Below are 25,273 nucleotides of genomic sequence, written 5' to 3'. Positions count from 1 at the left end.
ATAAAAGGATGCGTACCCTTGGATACTCCCTCGCCTTTGGCCTGCTGATGGGCCTTGGCGCTACGCCGGTTATGGCAACCGATGCGGCTGAACTTTTTACCTCGCCGCCCGATGTACAATCGACGAAAAAAGAGCTGCGCCACTACATCCCCTTCAGGCTTATCACCGATGGTGATGGCAAGGGATTTGGGTTTACCGAAGTGGGCGGCGTGCTTAGCCGCACCAGCTTTGAGCTGCCACGCAGCTACGAGCCACAGCACCTTATCAACAACTATAAGGCCGAGCTGCAAAAGCAGGGCGCCGAGATCCTGTTTGAATGTGCCAATGAGGCCTGCGGCAACGATGAAAAGTTCAAGCGCATGATTGCGCCGCTGTTTTCGGTCAGCAAATACCAGCCAAACTACCTGTCAGCCAAGCTCAGTCGCCCAAATGGCGCCATCTATGTGGGGCTTTACGCTGCCAATTGGCATAACGGCACCGACATTCAAATCGATGTGTTGGAAGAGACGCCCGAGCCATTGGATCTGGTGCAGATAAACGGGGCACTGCTTAGCGCTCAGCCCACTGAAATTGCCATGGCGGACAACAGTAAAAAAGATGCCCGCAACAGCGCCGACCATCCATTGATGAAGCGCCTCCCCGGCGCCTATATTTTTGAATACACCCAACAGGGCTACGCCAAATCGCTGGTACTCACAGGTTTTAACGAAAACAAAGCCGTGACCGAGGCACGGGAAGGCAAACTGACCCAAATCGCTTACAGCCTGCCACGCACTTACTCGGAGTTTGAAGTCAATGCCAACTATGTGGCCGCATTGAAAAAGCTCGGTTTTCAGGAGGTTTTCAGCTGCGAAGGCAAGGGCTGTGGCAGAAAGGATTCGCTCTACTATGCGCTAAAGCCCTTAGTCTCCAATGGCACCGACGAGAGCCAGTTCTACGGTCTGTATCGCCTCAGTCGCCCCGAAGGCGACATCACAGTGTCCAGCTACACCCTTGGCTTCTCCGGGGCACTGTGGAACGAGCTCAGGGTAATTGAAGAAACGGGCCTTAAGGACGACCGGATTGGCATTAATCTCGAAGCCCTCACCGATGCCATCAGCCAAACCGGCAAGGCAACCCTGGAAGGCCTGCTGTTCGACTACGACAGCGACCGCATGCTGCCAGAGTCCAAACCGGTTATGGAAGTGCTGGCAAGTTACCTCAAGCAACATCCGGCACTGTATTTTTATGTGGTGGGTCACACAGACGACAAGGGTGACAAAGCTTACAACCGCAGCCTGTCAGAGCGACGAGCAGCAGCCGTGGTTAACGCCCTGGTGAAGGACTATCAGATCCAGCCTGCGCAGCTCGAAGCGCATGGCATGGGCGAATTCAGCCCCGTTGCCAGCAACGCCAACGAGGCAGGTCAGAGCCAAAATCGCCGGGTGGAACTGGTACTGCGTTCTGATAAAAAATAGCCCATTAAAGCTTCGCAGCCGATTGCATTGTACTGCCATCAGCTGCGAAGATCGCCCGCTGGTTACATAGGGAAATAGACCATGAGATTAGAGATCACTTTGCTCGGACTGATATTAGGTCTGAGCCTCGCCCAGCCAGCATTGGCAGAAAACGTCTACAAGTGGGTCGATAAAGACGGCAAGGTTCACTTTGGCGACCGGCCACAATCTGATACGGCCGAAGAGGTGAAGCCCAAAAAAGGCAAGAATGCCGACAACGAAGAGGTCAGTACTCTCAGCAACAAGGTCAAGGTCAGTAAGAGCCAGATTATCGGTCGCTGGACTGATAACTCCGACATAGACGTGGACGAATACTTCGGCGGTGATGGCAGTTATATGGGCAGCACCAGTATCAACGGGGTAAAGGTAGAGATGCACGGCAACTGGACACTGAACGGTAATCAGCTGTTGATTAAGCTGCACAGTACCACCCCCTCAGACTACGGCAAGCGCAAAACCAGTACCGAGGTTAAAGTGTATGACCGCAGGATCGCAGCCATCAGCCACGACCTAATCGAGTATGTTAGTTTTGACAAAGACTACTTAGGTACCATGACTCGCACAGGATCATGAGTCGACAACGGACAGAAACGTGCCATCAACCACCGTTGGAATCACCGGTTTCGCATTGGTAGGCATTACCAAACAGGGTCACCGAGCCAATAAAGCCAAACGGCTGATACAGGGTATCGCCGCCCATGGCGGCCCCCTTTATCCTATTTCATTGAGGGTGCCCCAAAGCATGTCGCTGTCTGCGTACAGCCTGTAATCGTAAAAATGCCCCTGAGAGCCGATAACAAAGCCAAAATGTCGGCACTGCGCCAGCGCCGTCGGATTGTGCCACAACACCTTAACCTGATTTGAATCGTCAGTGGGAAAAATAATACACCCGCTCAAGGTCATCAATGCCCCGCCAAGCAGGAGGCAGCGTGTCAGCATAGTCACGGCTTTGCCTCCAGGGCACAGACCCTGACCAACTGCCTCACATCCCCACTCTGCGAGTCAGCTCAGGTTTGGCCCCAAGATGAGCGATGCAACGTAGTCAGAATTGATAACAGAAACATTGCAAATCCAGGCTTTAAGCTTATCTTCTTTCCAAATCAATCAAATGACTCGAACATGAGGGCCTGTGAGCATCATACAAATCCAACTGCAAGTCAGGCCGGAGACCGGCTTGGAATTTACCCTTTCTGAATACGCCAAGGGCCGCTACCAAATGCGTTTTGGCCACAAGTGGAATCACAAGCTTAGTAAGTCGGTAAACGTAACCAGACCGCTATTGTGTGAATTAAAGCAGGCCCTAGAACAAAAGCGGTCGATAAACTTACACCAGAAACACTTTTTTTTCGGCATTCGGTCACTGTGAAAAGAGGTGCCTATACCGTCATTGAGCTCAGCAGAAATCTGCTGCTTTTTGACATGGTATTGATTGACGAGTCGTTTTCAGAGCGACTGTTTGCAGAAGATGTGGCGGCGCTGATTGAGTGGCTGACAAATAACGGCTTCTAATATCACCATGCCGTAGATGCGGTAAGACACAAAAACGCCCCGAGAAGTCGGGGCGTTTCACTGTTGAGTCACATTTATCTGTCAGGCCGCTTTGGCTTCGCTCACGGCGACCACTGGCGTCTTGACTTTGCGTTCACCAATTGGCAGCACAGTGCGGCCATACTCACCGTTAATCACCTGCGCCATAGCAAAGTAAATGGCTGATGCGCCGCAGATAATGCCTTCCCACGCGGCTATGGTGCCAATCAGTTCACTGCCGGTGAAGTCGCGGGCCGCCAGCAGGAAAAAGAGTACCGTCAGCGAGCCGAAAATGAACTGTTTGATGCGGGCGTAGCGCAGCGAACCGATAAACATAAAGCCGGTGAACACGCCCCACAGAGCCAGATACCAGCCCATAAAGGACGCTGGACTCGCCGCCACACCGGCGTTTGGCATCAAAATCAGCCCAACCAGGGTCAGCCAGAACAGGCCGTACGAGGTAAAGGCTGTGGTGCCAAAGGTGTCACCACGCATAAAGCACATAATGCCAACGATCACCTGCCCCAAACCGCCGTAAAAAATCCCCATGGCCAAGATCATGGCATCGATGGGAAAGAAACCGGCATTGTGGATATTGAGCAAAATGGTGGTCATGCCAAAGCCCATCAGCCCGAGGGGGGCGGGGTTGGCCAGAGGGGTGGACATAGTTAACTCCTGAATTAAATAACCGCCGGCAAACTGATGCCAACGGTCGGGATCTGCTGTGCCTGCTCCAAGCTGGGAAGGCTTGGAGGGCGGCGCATTCTAGAGGAGGGGCAAGCAAAACACAATTGCAGAAAGCAGTGGCATTGATCTATCTCAAGTCACATAATTTCAACAAGTTAAATACAATTGTATTTATGCCTTTGAATTCATGTGGCTGGCGCTATCGCTTGGGAGCCTTGCCAAATACCGACGCCAAATTACCTATATCACCAGCCACGTATCTGGGGTCGATACAGTCCCCCAGATTTTCGGCCATAAAACGGATAAGCCGCAGCGCACTCTGGGGCAAACGCTTATCGCGCCGTGCCACCAGATACCAGTTGCTGCGCAGGGGAAAATCCGCCACGTCCAGCACCGTGGGTTTCTTCGGCCCCATGTCCCCTTCGCTGAGGGTGTGGGCCGAAATGACCGACAGCCCCAGCCCCGAAGCCACACTGAGACGAATCGCTTCATTGCTCTCGATTTGCATGGTGTCACTGAGCTCAATCCCTCGGGCACTGAGCCAGCTTTCAAACATCATCCGGGTCGCCGAGCCCGGCTCTCGCATAATAAAGCGCTCTGTCTTAAGGGCATCAAAACTCAAACCTTTTTGCCCCACGGCCCAATGATCCGCCGGTGCAATCAATCTAAGCGGATTGGAAATGATCCGGGACGCCAACACACGTTCACCGGCCGGTGGGTGGCTGAAGAGGTACAAATCGTCTTCCTGCTGCTCAAAACGATTCAGCACATGGGCGCGGTTGCCAATGCTCAGGGTGACCTGCACCCCGGGGAAACGGCGATAAAAGGGCCCCAGAATACGCGGCATTACATACTTGGCGGTGGTCACCAGCCCAATGCGGATATGGCCGGAGCTGCCTTCACGGATCCCGCCAAGGAAGCTGTCCAGATCGTCAAGCCGCGACAACACATCGCAAGCAGCTCGGTACACTTCTGCGCCCACTTCGGTGGGCACCATGTTGCCATCGCGGCTCTCAAGCAGTGGCTCACCCACCAGCTCTGCCATTTTTTTCAGCTGCAACGACACTGTTGGCTGAGTAAGGTGCAAACTGCGCGCCGCTGCCGACACCTTGCCAAGGCGCACCACGGTAATGAAAACCTCCAATAACCGCATGCTGAGGTGTTTGAGCCGGGGATTGATCATAGATATCTATCTATACCTGAATGACTTAAAATTTATTTTTCAATATAACCAATTCAAGGCAGAATCGCCATCCGCTGAACCTGAGTCTTTTACCAAGCCATGCAAGCTGTGGCACCAGAAACAGAGGATAAAGAGAGACAGTCATGCCGGATATCGTTATTGCCTTTTTTGCCCTCGGTCTGCTGGCCGGGGTGATCAAATCGGACCTCAAGGTCCCAGAGTCCATTTACGAAACCCTGTCGATTTTGCTGATGCTGACCCTGGGCCTCAAAGGCGGCATGTCGCTGCACGGCCAAACCGCCACCCTGGAACCGCTGGAACTGGTTGCAGTGGTCGGCCTGGGTTTTGCCATCCCGCTGCTGCTGTTTCCGGTGCTGAGGCTGCTGGTGAAACTGAGCACCTCAGATTCGGCCAGTATCGCTGCCCACTACGGCTCTGTGAGCGCTGGCACCTTTGCGGTGGTCATGGCGCTGACTGAAACGGCAGGCTGGGAGTTGAGGCCCGAAACCACCCTGTATCTGGTGCTGCTGGAACTACCTGCCATCGTCATCATGCTGTGGCTGCACCGCAAGCTGAGCCAGGGCCAGCAAGATGCAACAGCAGCCAGCAAGCCCCAGGGCGGCAACATCCTGCATGAGGCGCTGACCAGCCGCGGCGTGGTGCTGCTGCTCGGTGGCGTATTTATCGGCTGGCTTTACGGTCCGGCCGGTCTTGAGCCACTGGCGCCTATGCTGCTGGGCGGATTTAAAACCCTGCTCGCACTGTTCCTGCTGGAAATGGGTCTGGTTACCGCCAAAGTGTTTATCCCGCTGCCGCTGAAACAATGGCGTCTGCTGGCATTCGCCGCCACCGCCCCCTTTGTGCTCGCTTGGGTCGGCATAGGCACAGGCATCGCCCTTGGGCTGCCTGCGGGCACAGTGCTGGTGTTGGCCGGCCTGACCGCGAGCGCCTCCTACATAGCCGCACCGGCTGCCATCCGCGCTGCGATTCCCGATGCCAATATCGGCCTGGCGATGCTGGCCTCCCTCGGCATTACCTTTCCGGTGAACGTCCTGATAGGGATCCCGCTCTACAAACACTGGATTGAGGCGCTGATGTTCTGACACGGGTAGCCTTTCGTACAAATCATCGCGAGCCACTGGCTCGCGATTTTGTTTTCATGCTAGGCTGATTCCCTTGCTAATCAACCTGATGGAAGACAGTGGATGTCTGAAGTTCGCCGTACTCGAAACCCCAGTATCGATGCCGTCCGAGGCCTTGCAGTGCTCGGGATCTTTTTCATGAATATCCTGTTTATGGGCAACAGCCTGTTTGGCTATGGCGCCACCGACCCGGCCGCGGCCACGGATACTGCCGTTGAGCTGTTTTCGCGGGTGTTCCTCGAAGGACGCTTTATCGGGCTGTTTACCCTGCTGTTCGGAGTGGGATTGGCTATCCAATTTGCCAGTTTCAGCCGCACCACAGACACCCCCTTTGTGCCCATCAAAAAGCGGCTCAAAATACTGATGTTGTTCGGCCTGTTGCACGGCGTGTTTATCTGGCCCGGTGATGTGCTGCTGACTTACGGCCTGTCGTCGCTGCTGGCCATCAGTTATCTGAACGCGGATATGCACACCCTGCGCGCCCGCTCGGCACTGTTTATCGGTATTTCGCTGGTGTCCATGGCCGCCCTTTCGCAGATAGATATCGAATCCATTAACCAAATCCGTACCAGCGAAGAGTTCCGGGAAATGCTGGCGCCCTGGGTTGGCAGCTATCCCGAGCAGCTGCTGCAACACCTGATGATGATGGCGACCATGAACATGTTCATTCTGCCGCTGGCGATGCTTTGGTATGTGGCGGGTATGATGCTGCTGGGGATGTACTTGTATCGCTCAGAGTTTTTCAGCTATGGCTTCTCCAGCCGTCACAGGAGCCGAGTGTGGGCGCTGGCCTTGCTTCTGGTGGCCATCGACCTGATGCTGTTTTTAAGTGATTCACCGCGGCTACATTCCCTGTCTCAGGCCACGGTGATTTACAGCGCAATCCCGGTTGCCCTGCTGTATGCCGATGCCATTATTCGCCTTTGCGCCGCTGGCCCCTCGCGGTTATCCGCGCTGCAGGCAGTGGGTAAGCTTGCACTGTCACTGTATATTTTGCAGTCTGTGGTGGGGATTTTGTGTTTCCGCTACCTGTTCCCCGAGTGGCTGATGGACTTCGATCGCATCCACTATTTGGCCGCGGCCATCGTCTGGGCTCTGTGTCAGTTGCTGCTGGCGAGCCTGTATCTGAAAGTGTTCAAGCAAGGGCCGCTGGAAACCTTGTGGCGCTATCTGGCCTTTGGCAGACAGGCTGGCCGCAGCGGCACCTCAGAGGTAAGTTCATGATAGTGTTTGCCTTGCTGTTCTATTTGTTACTGGCCATCGCGGTGGCACTCAATCTGCTGCCGCTTTGGCTGCTGGTAAGCTACGCTGCGCTTGGACTTTTTACCTTTGCGGTGTACGGCCTCGACAAACGCGCCGCCAAAAAAGAGCTGCAAAGAACCGCCGAGGTCAAACTCTGGCTGCTGGCGCTTATCGGCGGGTTTGCCGGTGCCATATTGGCTATGGGACTGTTTCGCCACAAAACCAGCAAGCGCAGTTTTTTATGGCCGTTCTTTGTGGCAACCACAGTCCATTTGCTGCTTGCCGCCGGGCTGATATGGTATATGCTCGGGCAGGGTAGCGTCAGTTAACTCTGCCAGCACAGGCAGGCTGTAATCCCAGCCCAGCCCAGCCCAGTCCAGCTCAGTGCATATCAGCAAAGCATCAGGACAAAGCACTGGGGCAAAGCAAAGGCGAATGCAACTGAGCCCTTTTCCCTGCCGCATCCAACAATAAAAAAGCCACCCAGGGGTGGCTTTTTTGCACTGGTTTCACGCATTGCACGGTTTTGGGCCTTACCCCCTTCAAACCGCTGCGGCAAATGCACAAGCAGCGGCTTTAAAGGCACTGATTTATGGGGGTTCAGATTTTTCAGGGCAGCACTGTAAGTTTCGCCTCACCCGTCACCATATCGAGGCGCGCCCTCAGTAGGGTTTCACCAGGCGCCAACCCTTCAAAGGTGCCATTGCCGTACACATTCACCAGGGTGTCATCGTCGGCGGTCACCTCAATAAAGCGGGTGTAATCCTCTTCATGACCATCATCGAACACCGCCCACAGGATATAGCTGCCAACCTTGCCGACCTGCACTTCAAGCGTGCTGGGCTCGAAGCGGAAGTAAGCGATGGGCTGATCGTACACGCTCACTTCAGCGGTATCACTCATGCCCTGATAGCTTGCTGTAACAGTAGCAAAACCATTGTCGACATGGCCCGTTACCCGACCGGAGAACTCTGTGCCGGTTTCCACCGTGGCATCCGAGGGTGTGTCAGATACCCAGACGCTGTCCAAAGTGACATCCCGGCTGCTGCCATCCACATAATGCACTATGGCATTCAACTGCCCAGTGGTATTGGGCTCCACCGCCAAGTAAGCGGGTGTGACCTCAAAGGAAGCTATCTCAGGCTCATAAACAGCAACGGCCGCTGATGCGGTTAGCCTGCGATCGAAGCTTGCTGTCACTGTGGCGTTGCCAAGGGCCAGAGCGGTTGCCTGGCCACCTTTGGCCCCGGTTGCCACCACAGAGACAATATCGGTCGCATTCGAGCTCCAGGTCGACAGCTCGGTCACATCCACCTCATAGCTGTAGCCCGCGTATGAAGCCAGCGCCTTAAACCTTCCCTTGGTACCCAGCGGCACTTTGGCGGTGTCGGGAACGACCTTGAGACTATCGAAGTTTTTGGGCAACACTCGCAAGCTGGCTTCGCCACGATATCCCAAATAGTGGGCAAATATCATGGTTTGGCCTTCGGACTGACCGGTGGCGAGCCCCATCTGGTCAATGGTCGCTATGCTTGGCTTTTCCACCTCCCACAGGGCACCGGACACCTCTTGGCTGATAGTCTGCCCAAGGGCATTTTTGTACACTGCAAAGGTGCGGTACTGGCGGGTCAGCCCCTGAATAACCGATGATTCATAGGGCTCAACATTGATCCCCAGATACTCAAGATCTGTCACCGTCAGCTCAGCTGTGGCGGTCATACCTGCGTAGGTAACATTCACCCGGGTGTTGCCAGTGGCAAGCCCAGTGGTGCGGCCCGAAGTAATACTGACTGTTTCCACCTGGGCTATGCCTGGGTCGTCCACAGTCCAGCCACTGCCGGTAGTCACATCCACCACCTGGCTGTCGCTGAAGATAGCGCTGGCGCGGAAGTTCATCACCCCCTTGATGGGCAGGCTGGCAGTGGGCGGGCTTATCTGCAGCTCAAGCAGAACCGGCTCTGTCACCTTCAAACTGGCTGTGGCCTTATAACCAAGATAGCTCGCCTGAACCTGGGTCTCGCCGGTTGTCACACTGTGGGCAACACCATATTTGTCGATGCGGGCGACGGCAGCATCGGCGGCAAGCCATGACGACTCCAGTGTCACCTCTTTGCTGCTGTTGTCCGAGAAACGGGCAAACGCCTGATAGTGTTGATTGAGGCCCAGCGCTACCTCGGCCTGAATGGGCGAAATGGTCAGCTCCACCAGGGTGGCTGGTGTCACTTCCACTTCAGCACTGCGGCTAAGGCCTGCGAAAGTAACACTCACCTGCGTCTGCCCAACCGCCAATGCCTGCGCCATACCACCCTCAGCGCCATTGGTCACCGCCACCAGGGTCTCGTCATTGCTGCGCCACTGCGCTTTGGTATTCACCTGCTCAATATGGCCATCAGTGTAAAACGCCGTGGCCTCAAACAGCCCCTCTGTGCCCACCGGCACCTTCACCTGCAAAGGTGTCAGTTGCAGCTCACGCACCTCGGCTGCGGTCACTGTCAGGCTGGCATTGGCACTGTAACCCCGGAAACTGCCCTGAACTGTCACTGTCCCGGGCTTGTAGGCACCTGCCAATCCCCCGCCATTGATATCGGCAATGCTTGGGTCCGTAGTTATCCAACTGGACTGGCGGGTCAGGTCCTGCACTGTACCATCGGTAAAGACACCGCTAGCCGTGTATTGCAGTGTCAGCCCTGCCGCCACTGTGCTGGTCACAGGGGCGATACTGTACTGCTTAAGCTCAGCGTCAGTAACGGTAACAAGACTGCTGGCCGTCAAACCGGCAAAGCTTGCCGTGACTTCAGTCGCGCCAACGGCAACGCCCTTGGCACTGCCGCCAAACTCTCCAAGGGCAACCAGAGTCACCACAGACTCATCGCCACTTTGCCAAAGGGCATCCTGGGTCACATCCTGACTGCTGCCGTCACTGAAATGAGCATTGGCACTGAAACGTCCTTCATACCCCAGCGGCACCCGCGCCGTCCCGGGCGTAACCACCAATGATGTCACCACAGCATCGGTTACCGCGAGCTGCGCCTGGGCGCTGAGCCCATGCACACTGGCCTCAATTTGCACTGACCCTGGTTGCAGCCCAACTGCGGTGCCCGCCCCCTTTACCGTGGCAATGGCCGGATCGCTGCTTTGCCAGCTCGCCACCTGCCCAAGGGGATGGATGCTGCCATCGCTGTAGAGCCCCATCAGCTGATAACTCTGAGTACGGCCAACCGGAATGCTCGCCTGCGCCGGTGTCAGCGACAAGGATTCAAGCACTGCGTCTGTGACTGTAATGCTGGCAGAGTCGGCTAAAGAAACCCCTGCAAAGCTGAGGGTGGCAGTCACGGCGGTTTGGCCAGACTGCTGGGCCGAGACGAAGCCTGCATTGTCTACCGTCGCCACGGAAGGCGCGGCCGCTTGCCACTGGCTCTGCGCTGTGACATTCAGGCTAAGGCCATCTTCGAGCAGCAGATCCGCGTGCAGCGCCACACCCGTACCTTTGGGCAGAGTGTGATTTTTGGGGCTGACCACCAGGGCTTTTGGCTTGCTCGCCAGCACGATAAGCTCGCCGCTGGCAGCCTTGGCGCCAAAGCTCGCCTGGATAAACACATCCCCCACGCTGATGCCACGGGCCACACCCTTACTGTTTTCGCTGTTGGTCACAGTGGCGACAGCGCTGTTCAGGCTCGACCAACTGGCGTCCTGAGTGACATCCTGGCGATGGCCATCACTGAACAGCGCCTCAGCCATAAAGGCCTTATCGAGCCCAACCAGCGTCAACGCCTCTGCCGGCGTTACCACCAGCGCATCCAGCGCAGCATCGGTCACACTGAGATTGGCATCGTCAGTCAGGTCGCTGGCGCCAGGCGTTGTGGATGTGAGAGTTGCGCTGATACGGGTACTGCCTGCGGCCAGCGCCAATGCCTTGCCACCGGCGGCTATGCTGGCCACATTAGTGTCACTGGCTTGCCAGCTGACACTGGTGGTCACATCTTTTGCGCTGCCATCACTGTAAGTAGCAAGTGCCTGATATTGAAGCGATGTATTCACCGCGAGCCGACTTTCCTTCGGGCTCACGCTCAGGGAAACCGCATAGGGTGGGCAGGGATTGTCCGGCCCGCCGCATTCGGCGGTGGGGAAACCATCGTTATCACCACCGCAGGCGCCAAGCAGCATCACCAGTGGCAATAACAGGTGTTTTTTCAATCGATTGAACAAAGTCACCCAGCCCTCCTCAGCGTGCATTGGCATCGTTGCTGACCGGAGTCACATCCACTTCAATCACAATTGACGGCGAAAACACATCCACCCGACGATTCAAATGACGGTGCTCGGCGCTGTCGTTAGCCGCTGCCGGGAAGTCTTCACCAAAGGCCTGGGTCTGAATTCGGTCTGCACTGATGCCCCTTGCCATAAAATAATCTGCTACCGCCTGCGCCCGCCGCTCGGAAAGCTTAAGGTTGTAGGCATTGCTGCCTTTGGCATCTGTGTAGCCTTTCAGCTGCACCTTGGCGGTGGGGTAACGCTGCAATCTTTCCAGGGCCGTATCGAGCGCTGCAGTATCGGTCAGGGCGCTGCTGTCGAAGGCGAACAGGGTCACCAGATGCAGCGCCTCCAAGGTTTGGCTCACCGTGGTTGGCATCACCACCACGGGCTGCGGCTCAGGCTCTGGCGTTGTGCTGACCACGGGCTCTGGCTCGGAGCCAAAGCGATAGATAACCCCAAGGCTGGTAAAGTGGCCGTTGCTGCCCCCCAGCTTATCGCTGCCGAGGCTGTCGATGTACTGGTATTCGAGCCGTGCACTCCAATGCCTGGCAAACTGATATTCGAGGCCTACACCGGCCATGGGTGCCGTACCTGAATCCGTGTCGGTGCGCCTCGGGCCCTGGTTTTCACCATCCCAAACAAAGGCACCTGCCTTGATAAAGGCATCGAGGTTTTCAGTCAGCCCAAACCGGCCCAGAAACGAGAACTCCCAGCCAGCCATGGAGCCTGTATAGGTTTGGCTAACCCCGCCTTCTGGGTAAATCCCCACGGCATTGCCCAGATCCAACCAGGCGGCTTCAAAGCCAAGGAATTCATTAATTTGATAACCGGCAAAACCACCGAAGGCATTGTCATCGCCATCGCAGCCAACATTCCAGTCTTCACAGGCATTTTGATAATGCATCCAGCCGGCTTTGGCTCCCACATAGGGGTATGGGCTGAAGGAAGTATCATCGGGGGAGCCGGTCAGTTCTCCTGCGCGCAGGGTGCCGGACGTGATCAGCGAACAAAGAAGCAACAGATGTAAAACTGCATTTCCAGTGGGACGCAACATAGGTAAAATCCTTGTAACATGCTGTTTAAATGGGATATTTTACACTATCAGCCAGCACAATCCAAATTCACTGCTCAAAGTTTCAACTTATCATACTCCCGTACTTACCGCAGACGAATAGGTCGGCAGATGGCTATTCCTGATATAAATGCCGGGGGCTGAGCCCCGAGCCAATACCCGATAAAAAGGCAGAATAGACAAGCCGCAAACGTTCAGTGCCAGCTTCAGGTTCGCTGCGACAACCGCTTCTAATTAAAGGCTTGTTCGCTCTTCATTCCCCCCGTACCATACTGCACAGGTTATTAATCCGGACACTGGAACCCACCCATGAGAATTGCCCTCGCTGCTGTCGTTATTGCCTGCGTTATCTTTTACTTTTTCACCACCATGAACGGCCAAAAGGCCGCCAAAGCCAACGAAGAAAAAGGTGCCCAGTATCTTGCCGACAACGGCAAACGCGATGGCGTGGTAACCACAGCTTCCGGCTTGCAGTATGAGGTGTTGGTAGCAGGCAATGGTGAACGTCACCCCAGCGCCAGTGACACAGTACGGGTGCACTACCATGGCACCCTGACCGATGGCACAGTGTTCGATTCTTCGGTTGATCGCGGCGAAACCATCGCCTTCCCACTGAACCGGGTTATCAAAGGTTGGACCGAAGGGGTGCAACTGATGAAAGAAGGCGACAAGTTCCGCTTCTTCATTCCGGCAAGTCTGGCATACGGCAGCCGCAGCGTGGGCAAGATCCCGGGCGGCTCGGTACTGATTTTCGATGTTGAACTGATTGCCATCGAGTAAATACTGACTGACGCAAAATAAAAACGGAGGCCTGAGCCTCCGTTTTTATTTTCCAACACTTGCAAGCAAGATGCGCTAATTTAGCTGCACGTTAAGCTCATTTAGCTGCAACTAGCACCACTGGCAACTTACAACGCTGACGACTTATACCACTGGCAACTTACAACTCCAGCCAGGCATCGCTCCAATAGGCACCTGCGCCCGGCTCATAGGCCCAGGCTGAACCACTGCACCAGCCACTGTAAGGGTATGGCTTACACTCGTAGTTTTTGCCATGATTGCTGACCCGGCTGCCGGCCTGATAATTCGCGCCTGGCTGATAGCCAGGATAGGCCGGTGTTTCCCCGGCGCCCGCCTTCAGCAGCAGCACGTGACTGACACTGTGGCTCGCGCCTTCGGGATCAGAGACTGTCACACCTATGCTCAAGCTAATATCCGTGCTTACCTCAGGCAGTGACAGGGTGATGAGCGCGCCATCGACACTGTCTGCCGTCACGCCCGCCGGTAAACTCCAGGCGAAGCTTAGCGCCTTGCCTTCAGGATCGCGTGATTGCTGCGCCGACAGCTGCACCGAAGCACCGCTGTCAGCCTCGGATGGACCACTGATTTTCGCCAGTGGAGGCTGGTTGGCAGGCTCACCGCCGCCACCGTTGTCCCCACCGCCATTGTCGCCACCGCCACCGGAGCCATCACCTGCCTCAATCACCAGTTCCGGGAAGAAGTGGCTCAGGCAGCGGCCATAATCCCCATCGCGGAAGGCGCTGAAACGGGTTTGATAGCCCACCAGCTTACAGGCGTAGCTCTTGCCACCATTGGGATTGCCGGGCACATAGCTCCAGTCCTGCTCCCAGTAGATGTTCATGGCGCCACTGCCGCCCACGGCAAAGGCCTTCATATCCTTACAGCCCAGTACCTCAGAATCGGCAACCGGTACACCGAGATTGGCCGCATGGGCGCGGTAATACTCGATACGGTTAACAGACTGAGGCTTCTCTGTGCCCTGCCCACACTCGATGCCACCATTGATTATCATGGTGGTCACCCCGAACCCCGGCGTCAGATTGGATGCCAGATCCTGGGCATTGGGCTGCCAGGTGCCATCAATAACATGCAGCATCGACGGCTTGGGCGGCTGGGGATAGCTAAAGAAAAACACCGCGCTGGCGAGGTTCAGCCAGCTGTCAGCCACCAGCTCTGGGCTATCGAGCAGGGTACGCACTGTGCCGAACATGGCCTCTGAGAAGGGGCCATAGTTATAGTTGTACGACAACTGCTTGGCGCCGCGGCCGAAGTAACTTTTGTATTCACCGTTAGCGAAGCTGCCACAGGGCCACTCCTGCCCCTGCCAGGTATCCGGGCTGCACTCGGCGTTGTAGCCGCCACGTTTGGTTTCATCCCAGCCCACTTCCCGCACCCAGTAAAGCCCCTGACGCCACTGGGGCTCTGGGCGCCACACATCATGGGCACCGGTTTCCTGGGCAAAATGGGCGAACATGGTAGCCAGCGACTTGCGGCAAATGGCCTCGGCATTGCGGCCATCATCATAGTCACCGCAGAGCGCCGGAAACTTGGCCGCCGCCTGCAACAGGCCGCGGTAGCTGTACTCCGGCGCCCGGACCGGGAAGATAAACTCAAACTCGGCTTCAGGCAGTATCGCCTCGAGCCGCTTCACGTTGGCCGGATTTTCGGCGCGGCCGGGGAGCACAGCCTCAACAATGGCATTGTCGCGGGTGGCGATGGAGGATTTAACGGCATGCATCAGGGGAAAGTCGGTAAGACTCGCCTCTTTCGCCGCCACCTCGGCCGCCGTCATGGTAACAGTGCCATCGGCATTGGCGCCGCCACTGCCACCGCCACCTGTGCCGCCAGAATCTGTGCCGCCGCCGCTCTCTGTACCGCCGCCCGCGCTGCCGGTATCACCCGGGTCGTCCCCAACCAGGCTCCAGGGATTATCCCATTCGTTGGGATAGCTGTTACCCGGACTTTGTCCGGGGTTGGCATACCATTTGGCTTCATAGAGCTTGCCATTGAAGCTGACCTGGCTGCCGCCGCCATAGGCTTTGTTGATATCGTACAGGTCGGCCGCATACAGGCTGGCCGTAAGCAGTGCGCCCATAGCGCCTGCCAAAATAGATATTTTATTCATGATGTTATTCCCATGAACAGCAAGCCCGGCCGAAGCCGGGCTTGTATTGGGTTAGTCGTTATCGCTCAGGTCTCAGTTGCAGCTGGCTGGGCCCACATCGACCCATACGCTGGCAACACCCGGCTCTTCGCCCTTGGTCCACCAGGACGCTTTCCAGTTGCGGCCATTGTGGGAGGTCACATCGCCGCCGTTGTAGGCAACAGCCGCATCCCAGCCGAGGTCAACATTGCTCTCCAGCGCCCAGGCATCGGCACTGCGGCTTGGCTCGTTGCCCTGAGTCCAGTATTTGGCGCGCCATACCAGCTGGCTGTGGCTCACCTTGTCACCGCCGTTGTAGATGGTAGTTGCTGACCAGGCTGGGAAGTTACCGGCATTGGGATCGGTGGCATTACAGCCGCCGTTGTCACCACCGCCTGACTTGGGTTTCACGGTCAGCACTGTGGCTGCACTGGCATCGAGCGCCCCATCCGACACCAGCACGCTGATGTTGAACTGGGTATCGGCAGTCACCTCAGGCGCAGTCACCACCAGAGTGGCACTGTTTTGGCCGGACACACTGAGGCCCGTAGGCACTGTCCACTGATAAGTCAGCGCATCCCCATCGGCATCAGCAGCGCTGGCCGCTATGCTCACCGCGGCGCCGGACTCGGCGCTGAAGGCTGCATCCACAGTCACTTCAGGGGCACGGTTTGGCGTTTCAGCCTTGTTGGTGACTGTCACTGAGTCAGTGCTGGCAAGCCCCTGTGGGTCTGTCACTGTCAGGCTGAATACATAGCTGACGTCCGCCTCGGTTGAGCCAAGGGAAATACTGGCATTGGCACTGTCGCTGCCGCTGATGGCAACAACCGGGCCAGAGGTTTGGCTCCAGGCGTAGCTCAGGGCACCACCTTCAGGGTCGCGGGATGCTGAACCATTCAGCGCGACATCGGCAGGGCCGGTAACACTGACGTCAGCGCCTGCATTGGCTATGGGCGCCTTGTTGGCAGGCGGGTTGGTGCCTTCGCCGTGGCCCAGGCCTTCGTGCATGGCATTGAGGATATCGCCGTTATCGGCATCGATTTCCCAGGCAAACAGACCACCCAGCTGATTGGCAAGCACATACTGACCCTTGGCTTTGACCGAGCGCTCGTTATCGAAGGTGATAAGGTCGCCGCTCGATGGGTTAAACAGCCATGGTGCCTCAGCCGCTTCGTCATAACCTTGTTGCCAACCACTGCCCATACGGTTGTTGACTATGTCGCGGTAATCCACCACGCCATTTTCCCAGGTGCCTTTTACCGGTCCGCTGGCGGTGCCGGTGAAGGGATTATTGTTGCTGTAGTTGCTCACGCCGGTCCAGCCGCGACCATACATGGCGGCGCCCACCACCAGTTTGCCCGGAGTCACGCCCTGAGCCAGCAGCGCCTGCACGCCCTTGTCGGTGGTGTAACGGGTGTTGGGATCCCAGGAGGCATCGTAAAGTGCGGTCTGATGGCCAAGCTCGGTGTTGCTCCAGGCGCCGTTGAAGTCATAGCTCATCACAAAGATGTGGTCCATGTACTGCTGTGCCTGCAGGTAATCGACCTTGGCAATCTTGTCATCACCGGCGCTGATGGCCGAGGTCAGTTGGAACTCGCGGCCGGTTTCGGCTTCCAGCTCATCGAGCATGGCGCGCAGCTCTTTCATCAGGGTCACGTAGGTGGCGCCATCTTCGGGGCTGCCAAGGTTGGGGTTGGCGCCCAGACCACCCGGGAATTCCCAGTCGATATCCACACCGTCGAAGAATTTCCAGGTTTGCAGGAACTCCTTCACCGAGGCAACAAAGGTGTCGCGCCTGGTCTTGTCACCAAGGAAGTAGAAAGGATCGGACAGGGTCCAGCCACCAACGGACGGCAGAATTTTCAGGTCCGGATAGGCCTGTTTCAGCGCCATCAGGTTGCCAAAGTTGCCCTTATAGGGTTCGTCGTAGGCCGACAAATCGCCCTGTGGCATCTGCACTGCCGCCCAGGGGTCGTGAATCGCCACTTTGAAATCTTCGCGGCCGGAACAGGCGCGCTGCAGCGCTTCAAAGCTGCCTTCGATTTCTTTAAGGCTGTCGTTGATGCCATTGCCGCCACAGATTGGTGTAAAGCCGTACAGCAGGTGAGTCAGGTTTTGCGCCGGAATATCGTCCACGGTGAACTTGCGGCCATAGACGCCCCACTCCACGTAGTAGGCGCCCACCACCTTGCCGGATTTATTGGCGTAAGGTTTGTTGTTTTCCTTGAGCGGCGCAGTCAGTGGCGCCAGGTGGCTGCCATCGGTATCGGCAACCAGAATTTCACGGGCATCACTGGCGGTGCAGCCATCGGCATTACACAGGGCCACGGTGAGCTGATAGCGGCCGCCCTGGCTAACAGGGAAGGTTGCGGTGCCGGACGCGCCCGACGGGCCGCTCCAGTATTCCACACCGTCCAGCAGCACCTTGGCGGTATCGCCCACATCGCCGCTCCACAGGTTCCAGCTTACCGACACATTGGCGGCATCCTTAACCGTGACCAGCTGATTGTAGGCGGTGGCCGCCTGATTGATTTCGATGATGGAAAACTTGGTTTCGCCCCATGCAAGAGCCGGTTTTCCAGGTTTGGCGGCCATGGCAGGCGCGGCCAGCGCCGACGCCACCACGAGCGCGGTTACTGAGGGTTTAGTTAGAAACATGTCTTTGTCCTTATTGGTTTTTATTCTTTTCAATAAGGCAAGGCAAAGCGCCTTCAGGAACGGCAGATGCCGACAACAAGCATGGGGTGCGACCAAACACCCGCTTAAGACATCATCCTGTGGTATCCCCGCTGTCGTAGCCTCTGTCTTTACAGAGCGCCCTTAGACCGGTGGCTTTGCGTCCCGGCATTTCGACCGGTTTGCCTTTTTCACAAATGACTATTTGGCAGAACCAAATGACAACGTTGTCATTCATAATTCAGCATAGGCTAATTATTTTTAAGGCGGCAACAACTTATTTACAGAACGCTATCTGTTTTGGTGAAATTCAGCGGAAAGTGGATATAGGCTGGAGTGAAAACTTTAAATAATATCGATTTTATTCATAAACTTAAAAACAAACGGCGCCGATTGGCGCCGCATCAGGAGTCTGGTCAGACCTCAAATCCAAACGGGTCATCAATGGAGTAAGAAGGCTGGGTAAACCACTTTGGCCCCGACGCCGTCATATAGAAGTGATCCTCCAGGCGCACCCCAAATTCCCCCGGCACACACAACATGGGCTCGTTGGAAAAACACATGCCCGGCGCCAGCGGCGTAGTGTCGTTTGCCACCAGATAAGGCCATTCGTGAATATCCAGCCCTATGCCATGGCCGGTGCGGTGTGGCAGACCTGGCACGGCGTAGCCGGGGCCAAAGCCTGCGGCCTCGAGCACGCTGCGGGCGGCCTTATCGACGCTGCCACAGGGCGCGCCCAATCTTGCTGCTTCAAAAGCCGCTGCCTGCGCCTGCTTTTCCAGGTTCCACAGCTCACGCTGACGCGCACTTGGGGTGCCATAAACATAGGTGCGGGTGATGTCTGAGTTGTAACCATAGAGCTGGCAGCCGGTGTCAATCAGCACTGTATCGCCCTCAGCCAGCGCTTTGGGGTTCTTAACGCCATGGGGATAGGCGGTGTCTTCGCCAAAGAGCACGATACAGAAATAGGAGCCCGCCGGAGCCCCAACCTTGCGGTGAGCAGCATCGATAAAGGCTTCCACTTCACCAACGCTAATGCCGGGACGCAGCATGGCCGCGGCCGCCTTGTGCACTTCCAGGGTCATATCCTTGGCACGCTGCATCAGCGCAAGTTCAATGGCGGATTTTTGCATCCGGCATCCGGCAGTCACGCCCTTGGCACTGACCACCTTAAGTTCCGGGTTGGCATCACGAATGCCTTCGCTGATAAAAAAGGCCGCCGACTCATCCATGCCCACCCGGCCCTGCGTGAGACCGAGGCGCGCAAGCACTGCGCCAAACAGCTGATATGGGCTTTCGTCCTCATGCCAGGTGTTTACCTCGCCCTTGATGGCCATGTAGCCTTTGAGGGTATCCAGCTCAAAGGCCGGCGCTATGTATTCCAGCGCCCCTTCGGCGGGCAGAATAGCACCCACCATGCGTTCGCTGGCGTACCAACGGGTGCCGGTGAAGTAGTAAAGATTGGTGCCTGCATTGAGGTAAACCGCATCCAAACCCAGCGACTTCATCAAGCCCTGCGCCTTGTTGATACGCTCCTGGAACTCGGCCACTGCGATGGGCTCAACCCCGTGGGTCATGTCACTGAGCCCGGCCAGTGCCTGCTCTGCGGTTAACCCGCCTACACCTATGGTCATACTTCACCTCTTGTTAGCGTTACGAAAGGCCGCTGGTCGCGCTTCCTGATTGCCGCCTTTTTAGCATAAAGTATACAAACAGTGAATCAGAATTCATTTCATCAAGGCCGATTTTGGGGGTCAGCCGCTGACAATTATCACCTTGAGGTATGATTTTCGGTCAGATTTCACCTGAGTGGCTCACATATCCATCGCCGTCTGCTGGCACAGCGCTGCGCAAGCTGCTAAAAGGTCAACAGGGTCACTATTTTTTAACCCTGACAAGCGGCGACAATCCGGCGCCAACGAACTGTTAATCGCAGCCCTCACAGATGCTTGCAATAAGCAACAAAGCAGCGGTTCCAGGCAATCGCTGCCACCCAAACGGGGCTTTTGTGCGATAAATCGGCGCCGGAGATCGCGCTGGGCAATCCAGCCCCGTTCACGGGCCAATTTCGATTGCCAGATGAGGCGCTTGTGGGTATTGTGACGCCAGTGTTGCGTGGTTCGACCATTCGGGCCGAAAACGCTGCGCAGTTACCCGGGGGAAAAGGTGTCAGAGGGAGCCATGGCGGCCAATTGGTTCAGGTACAGCCTGTGTTTATCAGCAGCTGATGGCGAGCGCGCCAGGCAGCAGGTAAGCGCGTTGACGCCAATGCAGGCTCTGGATCTGCTCGGGCTGTCCCAATGGCTCGACAGTCATGAAACCCTCGACGATTTTAAAGCCTTCAGCAATCACCTCAGACTCGATATTGCCAGCGACGCCGGGATCAATTTCCGCCTGATGCGGGCCGCCAAAGCTCTGGGGGTGGAATTTATCAAGGTTCACGCCCGTTGCGGTGCTCTCGAAGCCAGTCAAGACAGTTTTTTCTTTCACGGCCGCCGGCCGCAGGATGCCGAACTTGCATCACTGCTTGCGCGCTATCTACCTGAAGATACGCTGGAATCCCTTATCCGCGAGCACAAGGCCGATGAGTTGGCACGGCTGCTGATCCAGGGCCTGAATCCCAATACTCCCATCGGTGATGAGCCACTGATTTTCAACGCCATTTTGCATCGCAGCCTGGAGATATTCACTCTACTGCTGCGCCGCGGCGCCGATCGGGAAGAGCGCGACCGTCAGGGACAGGATTTAATGGCCCATCTGTTTGCCCTGGGCGACAAAAAGCTGGCTCCTTTTATTCAGGCGTTAATCGATGCCGGCTGGGACAAGGCGCGGCGCCTGGACGATGGCGGCTCGATTTTATGGCACAGCTTTGCCCTCGACTATGAGCTGGCGGGCAGCCTGCATCGTCAGGGCTTTCCCTATTTACGCCCCGAGGCCGCCTACCGCGACGGCAATATGGAGCAGCAAATCAAGCGCGCTATTCGTCATCACGATAAGCCCGTGCTGGAGCGGCTGCTGTCAACACTGGTACTCAATCACGATCAACTGATGGTGCTGGCGGGCATTTGTGCCCAGGTCGACAATCTGGTGGGCTTTAAGCATCTGGAGTCGCTCGGGCTGGAGTTTGGCGGCCATGGCGATGACATGGTGGAACTGCTGCAGGGGGCGGCATCCAGCGGCGCTTTCCGGCTGGTGGCCTATCTGCTGCTCAAGTCAGAATCTCTGGGGCTGAATATCGATGATTGCTGCGCCGATCTGGTGGAGTATCTGGTGGCAGACGACAGAGCCAGCCGGCTTATCTCCATCATCACCCGCCGCATTCAGCACTTCGACCATAATAGGGCGATTGGCACGGCAATTCATCACAATGCTTTGAATAACCTATCGATTCTGCTGAAAGCCAATAAACCGTTTCGTTACCGCACGCCGCTGCTGCACGACTATCTGGAAGAGTTGAGCCCCATGGCCGCGCGTATGCTGCTGGCCTCGGGAGAAAATCCCGCCGAAACCAATTTCGATGGCGAAACCGTATTTGAGGCCATGCTGCGGCTGCGTCCCAAGGATGACGAGCTGCATCAGGTCTTTCACGATGCGCTGTTTGAGTTGCCGGTGAGCGAGCATATCTGGCTTGTGATTGCCCTTGGCGACACCGCCGCGTTCGAGCGCAGCTGGCTAAGGCTCAGAGACAAACGCATCATCAATCATCAGGGCGATACCCTGCTGATTCACGCCTGTCGCCACGGCGCCCGCGAAATAGTCGCCTTTTTGGTGGGCAAGGCGCAAAGCCTCAACCACGCCAATCATGAGGGCAACACGGCACTGGCAATGGCAGTGATAAGCGGCAACACCGACATCTGCCGTATGCTGCTCGATGCCGGTGCCAGCACCCGCGATCTGCTCAGGGTGCCCAGGCTCAAGGCCACCGGCAGTCATCGCAGCCTCGAGGTGTTATTGGGTCCGCTGAGCCGTCTGCGCCAGGAAGCCGATGCCCTGCGCGAGCCCTTAAGACCACAGGGACGTCAGGCGCTGCTGAGCTGGGCGGCCTATCTTGGGGATGTGACCATGACCAGGCTGCTGGTTGAGCACAAGGCCCGCCTCAATGCCCGTGACAAAGATGGCGCCACCGCGCTCTATTTTGCGGTAGCCAATGGCCACTTGGCCCTGACCGAATACCTGCTGGCCGAAGGCGCCGATCCACACAGCTGGTTTGAGGGCGAATCCTTACTGCACACGGCCTGTTATCGTGGCCATGGCGAACTCATCCCTACTCTGCTGTCGGCGGGCTTGTCGCTGGATATGCCGAGCGAGCATGACAAAGACACCCCGCTGCACCTCGCCGCCCGCATGGGCGCGATGCACGATGAAGATCTTTGCCCCTTGTTGCTGGATGCCGGTTGTGATGCCGATGCCCTCAACCGCGAAGGCCAGACGCCGCTGATGAGCGCGGTGCTGATGCTCAACCACAAGGGCGCCGCCTCGCTGCTGGCCCGCGGTGTGGATATTAGCGTGCTGGATAAAAGCGGCAAGAGCGCCTTCGACCACTATGAAACCCTTGGCATCCCATCGCCGCACATCGATATCAACGCCTTGAAACCAAGAGGTTTTTGGTATCGGCTGCATAAACTCACCCTCGGCCTTGGCCACGTGAGCCTCTGGTACCTGCTACCGGGTTCTGTGCTGATGGCACTTATCTGGTATTTCGCCCCCGATTGGCTGCTGTACACCGGCCTTGGGGTGTTTGGCTGGTGGCTGGTGAGTCTGATAGTTGGCCTCAAACACAGGGCACAGGAAGAAGCACGACGGCCAAACCTGCTATCGCCCCTTGGCAACTTCAGCCGCGATGAAGATGAAATTCGCTTTATGGCCAGCTGGGATGACGAGCGCCAGGATCTGCCGCTGGAACCGCCCCGGCTGCAGGCATAAAAAACGCCGCGATTGCGGCGTTTTTTCTTACTTTAGCTTTCCTGCTTATCCAGCATGGCAACCAATCCTCGGCAAACCAGGGTTTCCATATCATCCACCCTGTGCACCTGGCAGTTGGCCATGGGCGCGCCCAATGCCATATCCCGCAGGCTGCTCATACAGCCCTTGTAGAATTCGGCACTGTTCATCATGCTGCCCGCCAGCCAAATCCGGTTGGGGTTGAACAGGTTGACCACCCACGCCAGCCCCATACCCAGATACATACCGCCCTGGTTGAGTTCATCGGCAGGAGCCTGCTTGCGGCCACGCAGCAGTTCCGCCGATGCCAGCTGCTCAAGGGAAAATTCACCGCCTTCCGTCATGATCCGGCAGTGTCCCAATTCGCCTGCAAAGCCACTGGCGCCGCTGAACACCCGGCCGTTCATGGCAATCGCCATACCCAGCCCGGCGCCGCACATCACCAGCACTTCGCAGTCGTGACGGGGATCGGCAATGGCTTGTATACCCGCGTCCATATCGTTAACGATAAAGGCGAGTTCACCACTGCATTGGATGTGTGATGGATTCAGCCCGGTCAGCCCGGGCAGCGACTTGCAGGTGACCAGGCGGTTGTCCCGCACCAGACCGGGCACGGCAATGGCGAGGCGATAATTGCCAAGGCCAAAGTCCTGCTCGAACGCCTGGATCTGCTCGTTCAAATCACGGATTGAGAAACCATCACCGGTGGGGAATTTGTATTGTTCTGTGTGACCTTCGTGCCTGAGTTCAAATAGGCCGTTGGTTCCCCCCACATCGAGTGTTAACCTTTGCATCATTTACTCCACTGATACGCCCTGCTCTGACCCCGAGCAGGGATAGTGAAGTTTAACACAGTGTTGTAGGTAAGGAGATTGAATAAATCAATTGTTATCACCCTGTAACACCCTGCTTTTACTGAGTTTCCACCAAGCCACCAACATCAGCTGCACCCCAATGAAGGGCAGGCAGGCCACCAGCAATATCTGCCAGCCAAGGCCGGTCAGCAGCGCCCCGGCCCCCAGCGATGCCATCGCCTGAAAACCGAATACCGAGAAGTCGTTAAACATCTGCACCCTGAATTTCTCGCCGCCGCGATAGCAGGACGGAAGCAGCGAGGTACCGGAAACGAACAGGAAATTCCAGCCAATACCGAGCAGTACAAGCGCCGTCCAGTAGTTCAGCAGCTCACTGCCCGACAATGCCATGGCGATAGTCGCGCCATAGGCCGTCAGTCCCGCCAGCATCATATTGCCGTGGCCGAAGCGGGCAATCAGCATGCCACTGAACAGCGACGGCAGATACATGGCCACGATATGGCTTTGGATAACCCACTTGGTGTCTGCCAGCGAGTGATGTTCCATATGATGCATATGCAGCGGCGTGGCGGTCATAATAAGGCTCATCATGCCGTAGCCTATCGCGGCCGCTCCGAGGGCCACCCATAACTGGCTCTGCCCAAGCAGCTCAGTCAAACTGCGGTCTGCCTCGGTGGCAGACGCCAGGCCACTGGCTTGCCACTGGGATTCATTGCGGTAGGCAAGCAGCACGCCCCCTGCTGCCAGCGACACACAGGACAATAAGAGGAAGGCACCGGCATAGGAGCCTTGTACCAACTCGGCCCCCAGCACCGCAAGTTCAGGCCCGAGGAAGGCCGCCACCAAGCCGCCAAGCAGCACTCGTGATGCCGCCTTGGGCGCAAGCTCAGGAGACACCGCCTCCATGGCGGCAAAACGGTATTGCTGCACCACGGCTCCTGCCGAACCCAAAAACAGTGCCCCTAAACAAAAGAGCGCAAAATTCTGCTGATGTACCCCGGCCGCGGCGGCAAGCCCGGCAATCGCACCGAGCACACTGCCGAGCAGAAATACCCGCCTGCGACCATACCTGCGACCAATCAGCCCCACCGGGATAACCGACGCCGCCAGCCCCACAATCATCATGGCGATGGGTGCGGTGGCAAGCTCCGCTGAAGGCGCTATTTTTGCACCCACCAGGCCCCCCAGCAGCACCATAATAGGGGTGGCGCTCATGGCCAGCGCCTGGGCCAGCGTCAGCAGCCAAACGTTTAGCGGCATGAATTCTCCAAAAAGCAGCAACAAAAAGACCACA

The 25,273-nt window shown here is 56.8% G+C and carries 18 protein-coding genes and 1 riboswitch; of the genes, 8 read left to right on the top strand and 10 right to left on the bottom strand.

What is annotated here, in order from left to right; genetic code table 11:
* Positions 1-8 precede the first annotated feature (8 nt).
* Positions 9-1,457, top strand: a complete 1,449-nt coding sequence (locus tag MJ923_RS02025) for an OmpA family protein (protein ID WP_240589697.1) — start codon at positions 9-11, stop codon at positions 1,455-1,457.
* 81 nt (positions 1,458-1,538) lie between these two features.
* Positions 1,539-2,069 carry a DUF4124 domain-containing protein gene (locus tag MJ923_RS02020; protein WP_240589696.1) on the top strand — a complete coding sequence of 177 codons (531 nt, stop codon included), beginning with the start codon at positions 1,539-1,541 and terminating at the stop codon, positions 2,067-2,069.
* 138 nt (positions 2,070-2,207) lie between these two features.
* Here the strand turns inward: MJ923_RS02020 and MJ923_RS02015 are convergent, their stop codons facing one another.
* Positions 2,208-2,441 carry a DUF4156 domain-containing protein gene (locus tag MJ923_RS02015; protein ID WP_240589695.1) on the bottom strand — a complete coding sequence of 78 codons (234 nt, stop codon included), beginning with the start codon at positions 2,439-2,441 and terminating at the stop codon, positions 2,208-2,210.
* Positions 2,442-2,858: 417 nt separating this feature from the next.
* On the opposite strand from MJ923_RS02015, the gene MJ923_RS02010 reads away from it, so the two are divergent.
* The gene (locus tag MJ923_RS02010) at positions 2,859-3,005 is read left to right on the top strand and encodes a hypothetical protein (protein WP_240589694.1); all 147 of its coding nucleotides are present in this window, start codon (positions 2,859-2,861) and stop codon (positions 3,003-3,005) included.
* A gap of 81 nt (positions 3,006-3,086) precedes the next feature.
* Here the strand turns inward: MJ923_RS02010 and MJ923_RS02005 are convergent, their stop codons facing one another.
* The gene (locus MJ923_RS02005; RefSeq protein ID WP_240589693.1) at positions 3,087-3,689 is read right to left on the bottom strand and encodes an acetate uptake transporter; all 603 of its coding nucleotides are present in this window, start codon (positions 3,687-3,689) and stop codon (positions 3,087-3,089) included.
* A 220-nt stretch (positions 3,690-3,909) separates the two neighbouring features.
* Entirely contained in the window at positions 3,910-4,893 is a 984-nt protein-coding gene (locus MJ923_RS02000; RefSeq protein ID WP_240589692.1) for a LysR family transcriptional regulator, read from the bottom strand.
* Positions 4,894-5,036: 143 nt separating this feature from the next.
* Between MJ923_RS02000 and MJ923_RS01995 the strand changes: the two genes are divergently transcribed.
* From MJ923_RS01995 to MJ923_RS01985, 3 genes are all read left to right on the top strand, one after another.
* On the top strand, positions 5,037-5,996 hold the full coding sequence (locus MJ923_RS01995; RefSeq protein ID WP_240589691.1) for a sodium-dependent bicarbonate transport family permease: 960 nt from the start codon (positions 5,037-5,039) through the stop codon (positions 5,994-5,996).
* A 102-nt stretch (positions 5,997-6,098) separates the two neighbouring features.
* Positions 6,099-7,259, top strand: coding sequence for a DUF418 domain-containing protein (locus tag MJ923_RS01990; protein WP_240589690.1), 1,161 nt, complete (start codon positions 6,099-6,101; stop codon positions 7,257-7,259).
* The gene (locus MJ923_RS01985) at positions 7,256-7,606 is read left to right on the top strand and encodes a DUF1294 domain-containing protein (protein ID WP_240589689.1); all 351 of its coding nucleotides are present in this window, start codon (positions 7,256-7,258) and stop codon (positions 7,604-7,606) included. The genes MJ923_RS01990 and MJ923_RS01985 overlap by 4 nt, the downstream gene beginning before the upstream one ends.
* 280 nt (positions 7,607-7,886) lie before the next feature.
* Here MJ923_RS01985 and MJ923_RS01980 read toward each other — a convergent pair whose 3' ends face one another.
* Complete coding sequence (locus MJ923_RS01980) at positions 7,887-11,489, bottom strand: Ig-like domain-containing protein (protein WP_240589688.1); 3,603 nt, start codon at positions 11,487-11,489, stop codon at positions 7,887-7,889.
* Between the two features lie 10 nt (positions 11,490-11,499).
* Positions 11,500-12,585, bottom strand: coding sequence for an OmpA family protein (locus MJ923_RS01975; RefSeq protein WP_240589687.1), 1,086 nt, complete (start codon positions 12,583-12,585; stop codon positions 11,500-11,502).
* Positions 12,586-12,912: 327 nt separating this feature from the next.
* Between MJ923_RS01975 and MJ923_RS01970 the strand changes: the two genes are divergently transcribed.
* Positions 12,913-13,383: a BamJ family beta-barrel-assembly machinery protein gene (locus MJ923_RS01970; protein WP_240589686.1), complete on the top strand. Its 471-nt coding sequence runs from the start codon at positions 12,913-12,915 to the stop codon at positions 13,381-13,383.
* Between the two features lie 160 nt (positions 13,384-13,543).
* Here MJ923_RS01970 and MJ923_RS01965 read toward each other — a convergent pair whose 3' ends face one another.
* The 3 genes from MJ923_RS01965 to MJ923_RS01955 form a co-directional block, all read right to left on the bottom strand.
* Positions 13,544-15,529, bottom strand: a complete 1,986-nt coding sequence (locus MJ923_RS01965; RefSeq protein WP_240589685.1) for a glycoside hydrolase family 19 protein — start codon at positions 15,527-15,529, stop codon at positions 13,544-13,546.
* 72 nt (positions 15,530-15,601) lie between these two features.
* Positions 15,602-18,205 (bottom strand): glycosyl hydrolase family 18 protein, encoded by a 2,604-nt coding sequence (locus MJ923_RS01960; RefSeq protein WP_240589684.1) that lies wholly within the window; start codon positions 18,203-18,205, stop codon positions 15,602-15,604.
* A 118-nt stretch (positions 18,206-18,323) separates the two neighbouring features.
* Positions 18,324-18,420: riboswitch (cyclic di-GMP riboswitch) on the bottom strand.
* A 219-nt stretch (positions 18,421-18,639) separates the two neighbouring features.
* The gene (locus tag MJ923_RS01955) at positions 18,640-19,857 is read right to left on the bottom strand and encodes a M24 family metallopeptidase (protein WP_240589683.1); all 1,218 of its coding nucleotides are present in this window, start codon (positions 19,855-19,857) and stop codon (positions 18,640-18,642) included.
* A gap of 532 nt (positions 19,858-20,389) precedes the next feature.
* On the opposite strand from MJ923_RS01955, the gene MJ923_RS20830 reads away from it, so the two are divergent.
* Entirely contained in the window at positions 20,390-23,146 is a 2,757-nt protein-coding gene (locus MJ923_RS20830; protein ID WP_240589682.1) for an ankyrin repeat domain-containing protein, read from the top strand.
* 32 nt (positions 23,147-23,178) lie between these two features.
* On the opposite strand, the gene MJ923_RS01945 is transcribed toward MJ923_RS20830, so the two are convergent.
* Positions 23,179-23,958 carry an ROK family protein gene (locus MJ923_RS01945; RefSeq protein WP_240589681.1) on the bottom strand — a complete coding sequence of 260 codons (780 nt, stop codon included), beginning with the start codon at positions 23,956-23,958 and terminating at the stop codon, positions 23,179-23,181.
* An 87-nt stretch (positions 23,959-24,045) separates the two neighbouring features.
* Complete coding sequence (locus MJ923_RS01940; protein WP_240589680.1) at positions 24,046-25,239, bottom strand: MFS transporter; 1,194 nt, start codon at positions 25,237-25,239, stop codon at positions 24,046-24,048.
* Between the last annotated feature and the right edge of the window lie 34 nt (positions 25,240-25,273).

This window comes from Shewanella zhuhaiensis, assembly GCF_022484835.1.
GTDB lineage: Bacteria > Pseudomonadota > Gammaproteobacteria > Enterobacterales > Shewanellaceae > Shewanella > Shewanella khirikhana.
Note: the sequence above shows the minus strand (reverse complement) of the source record. Positions and strands in the feature narration are given on the sequence as shown.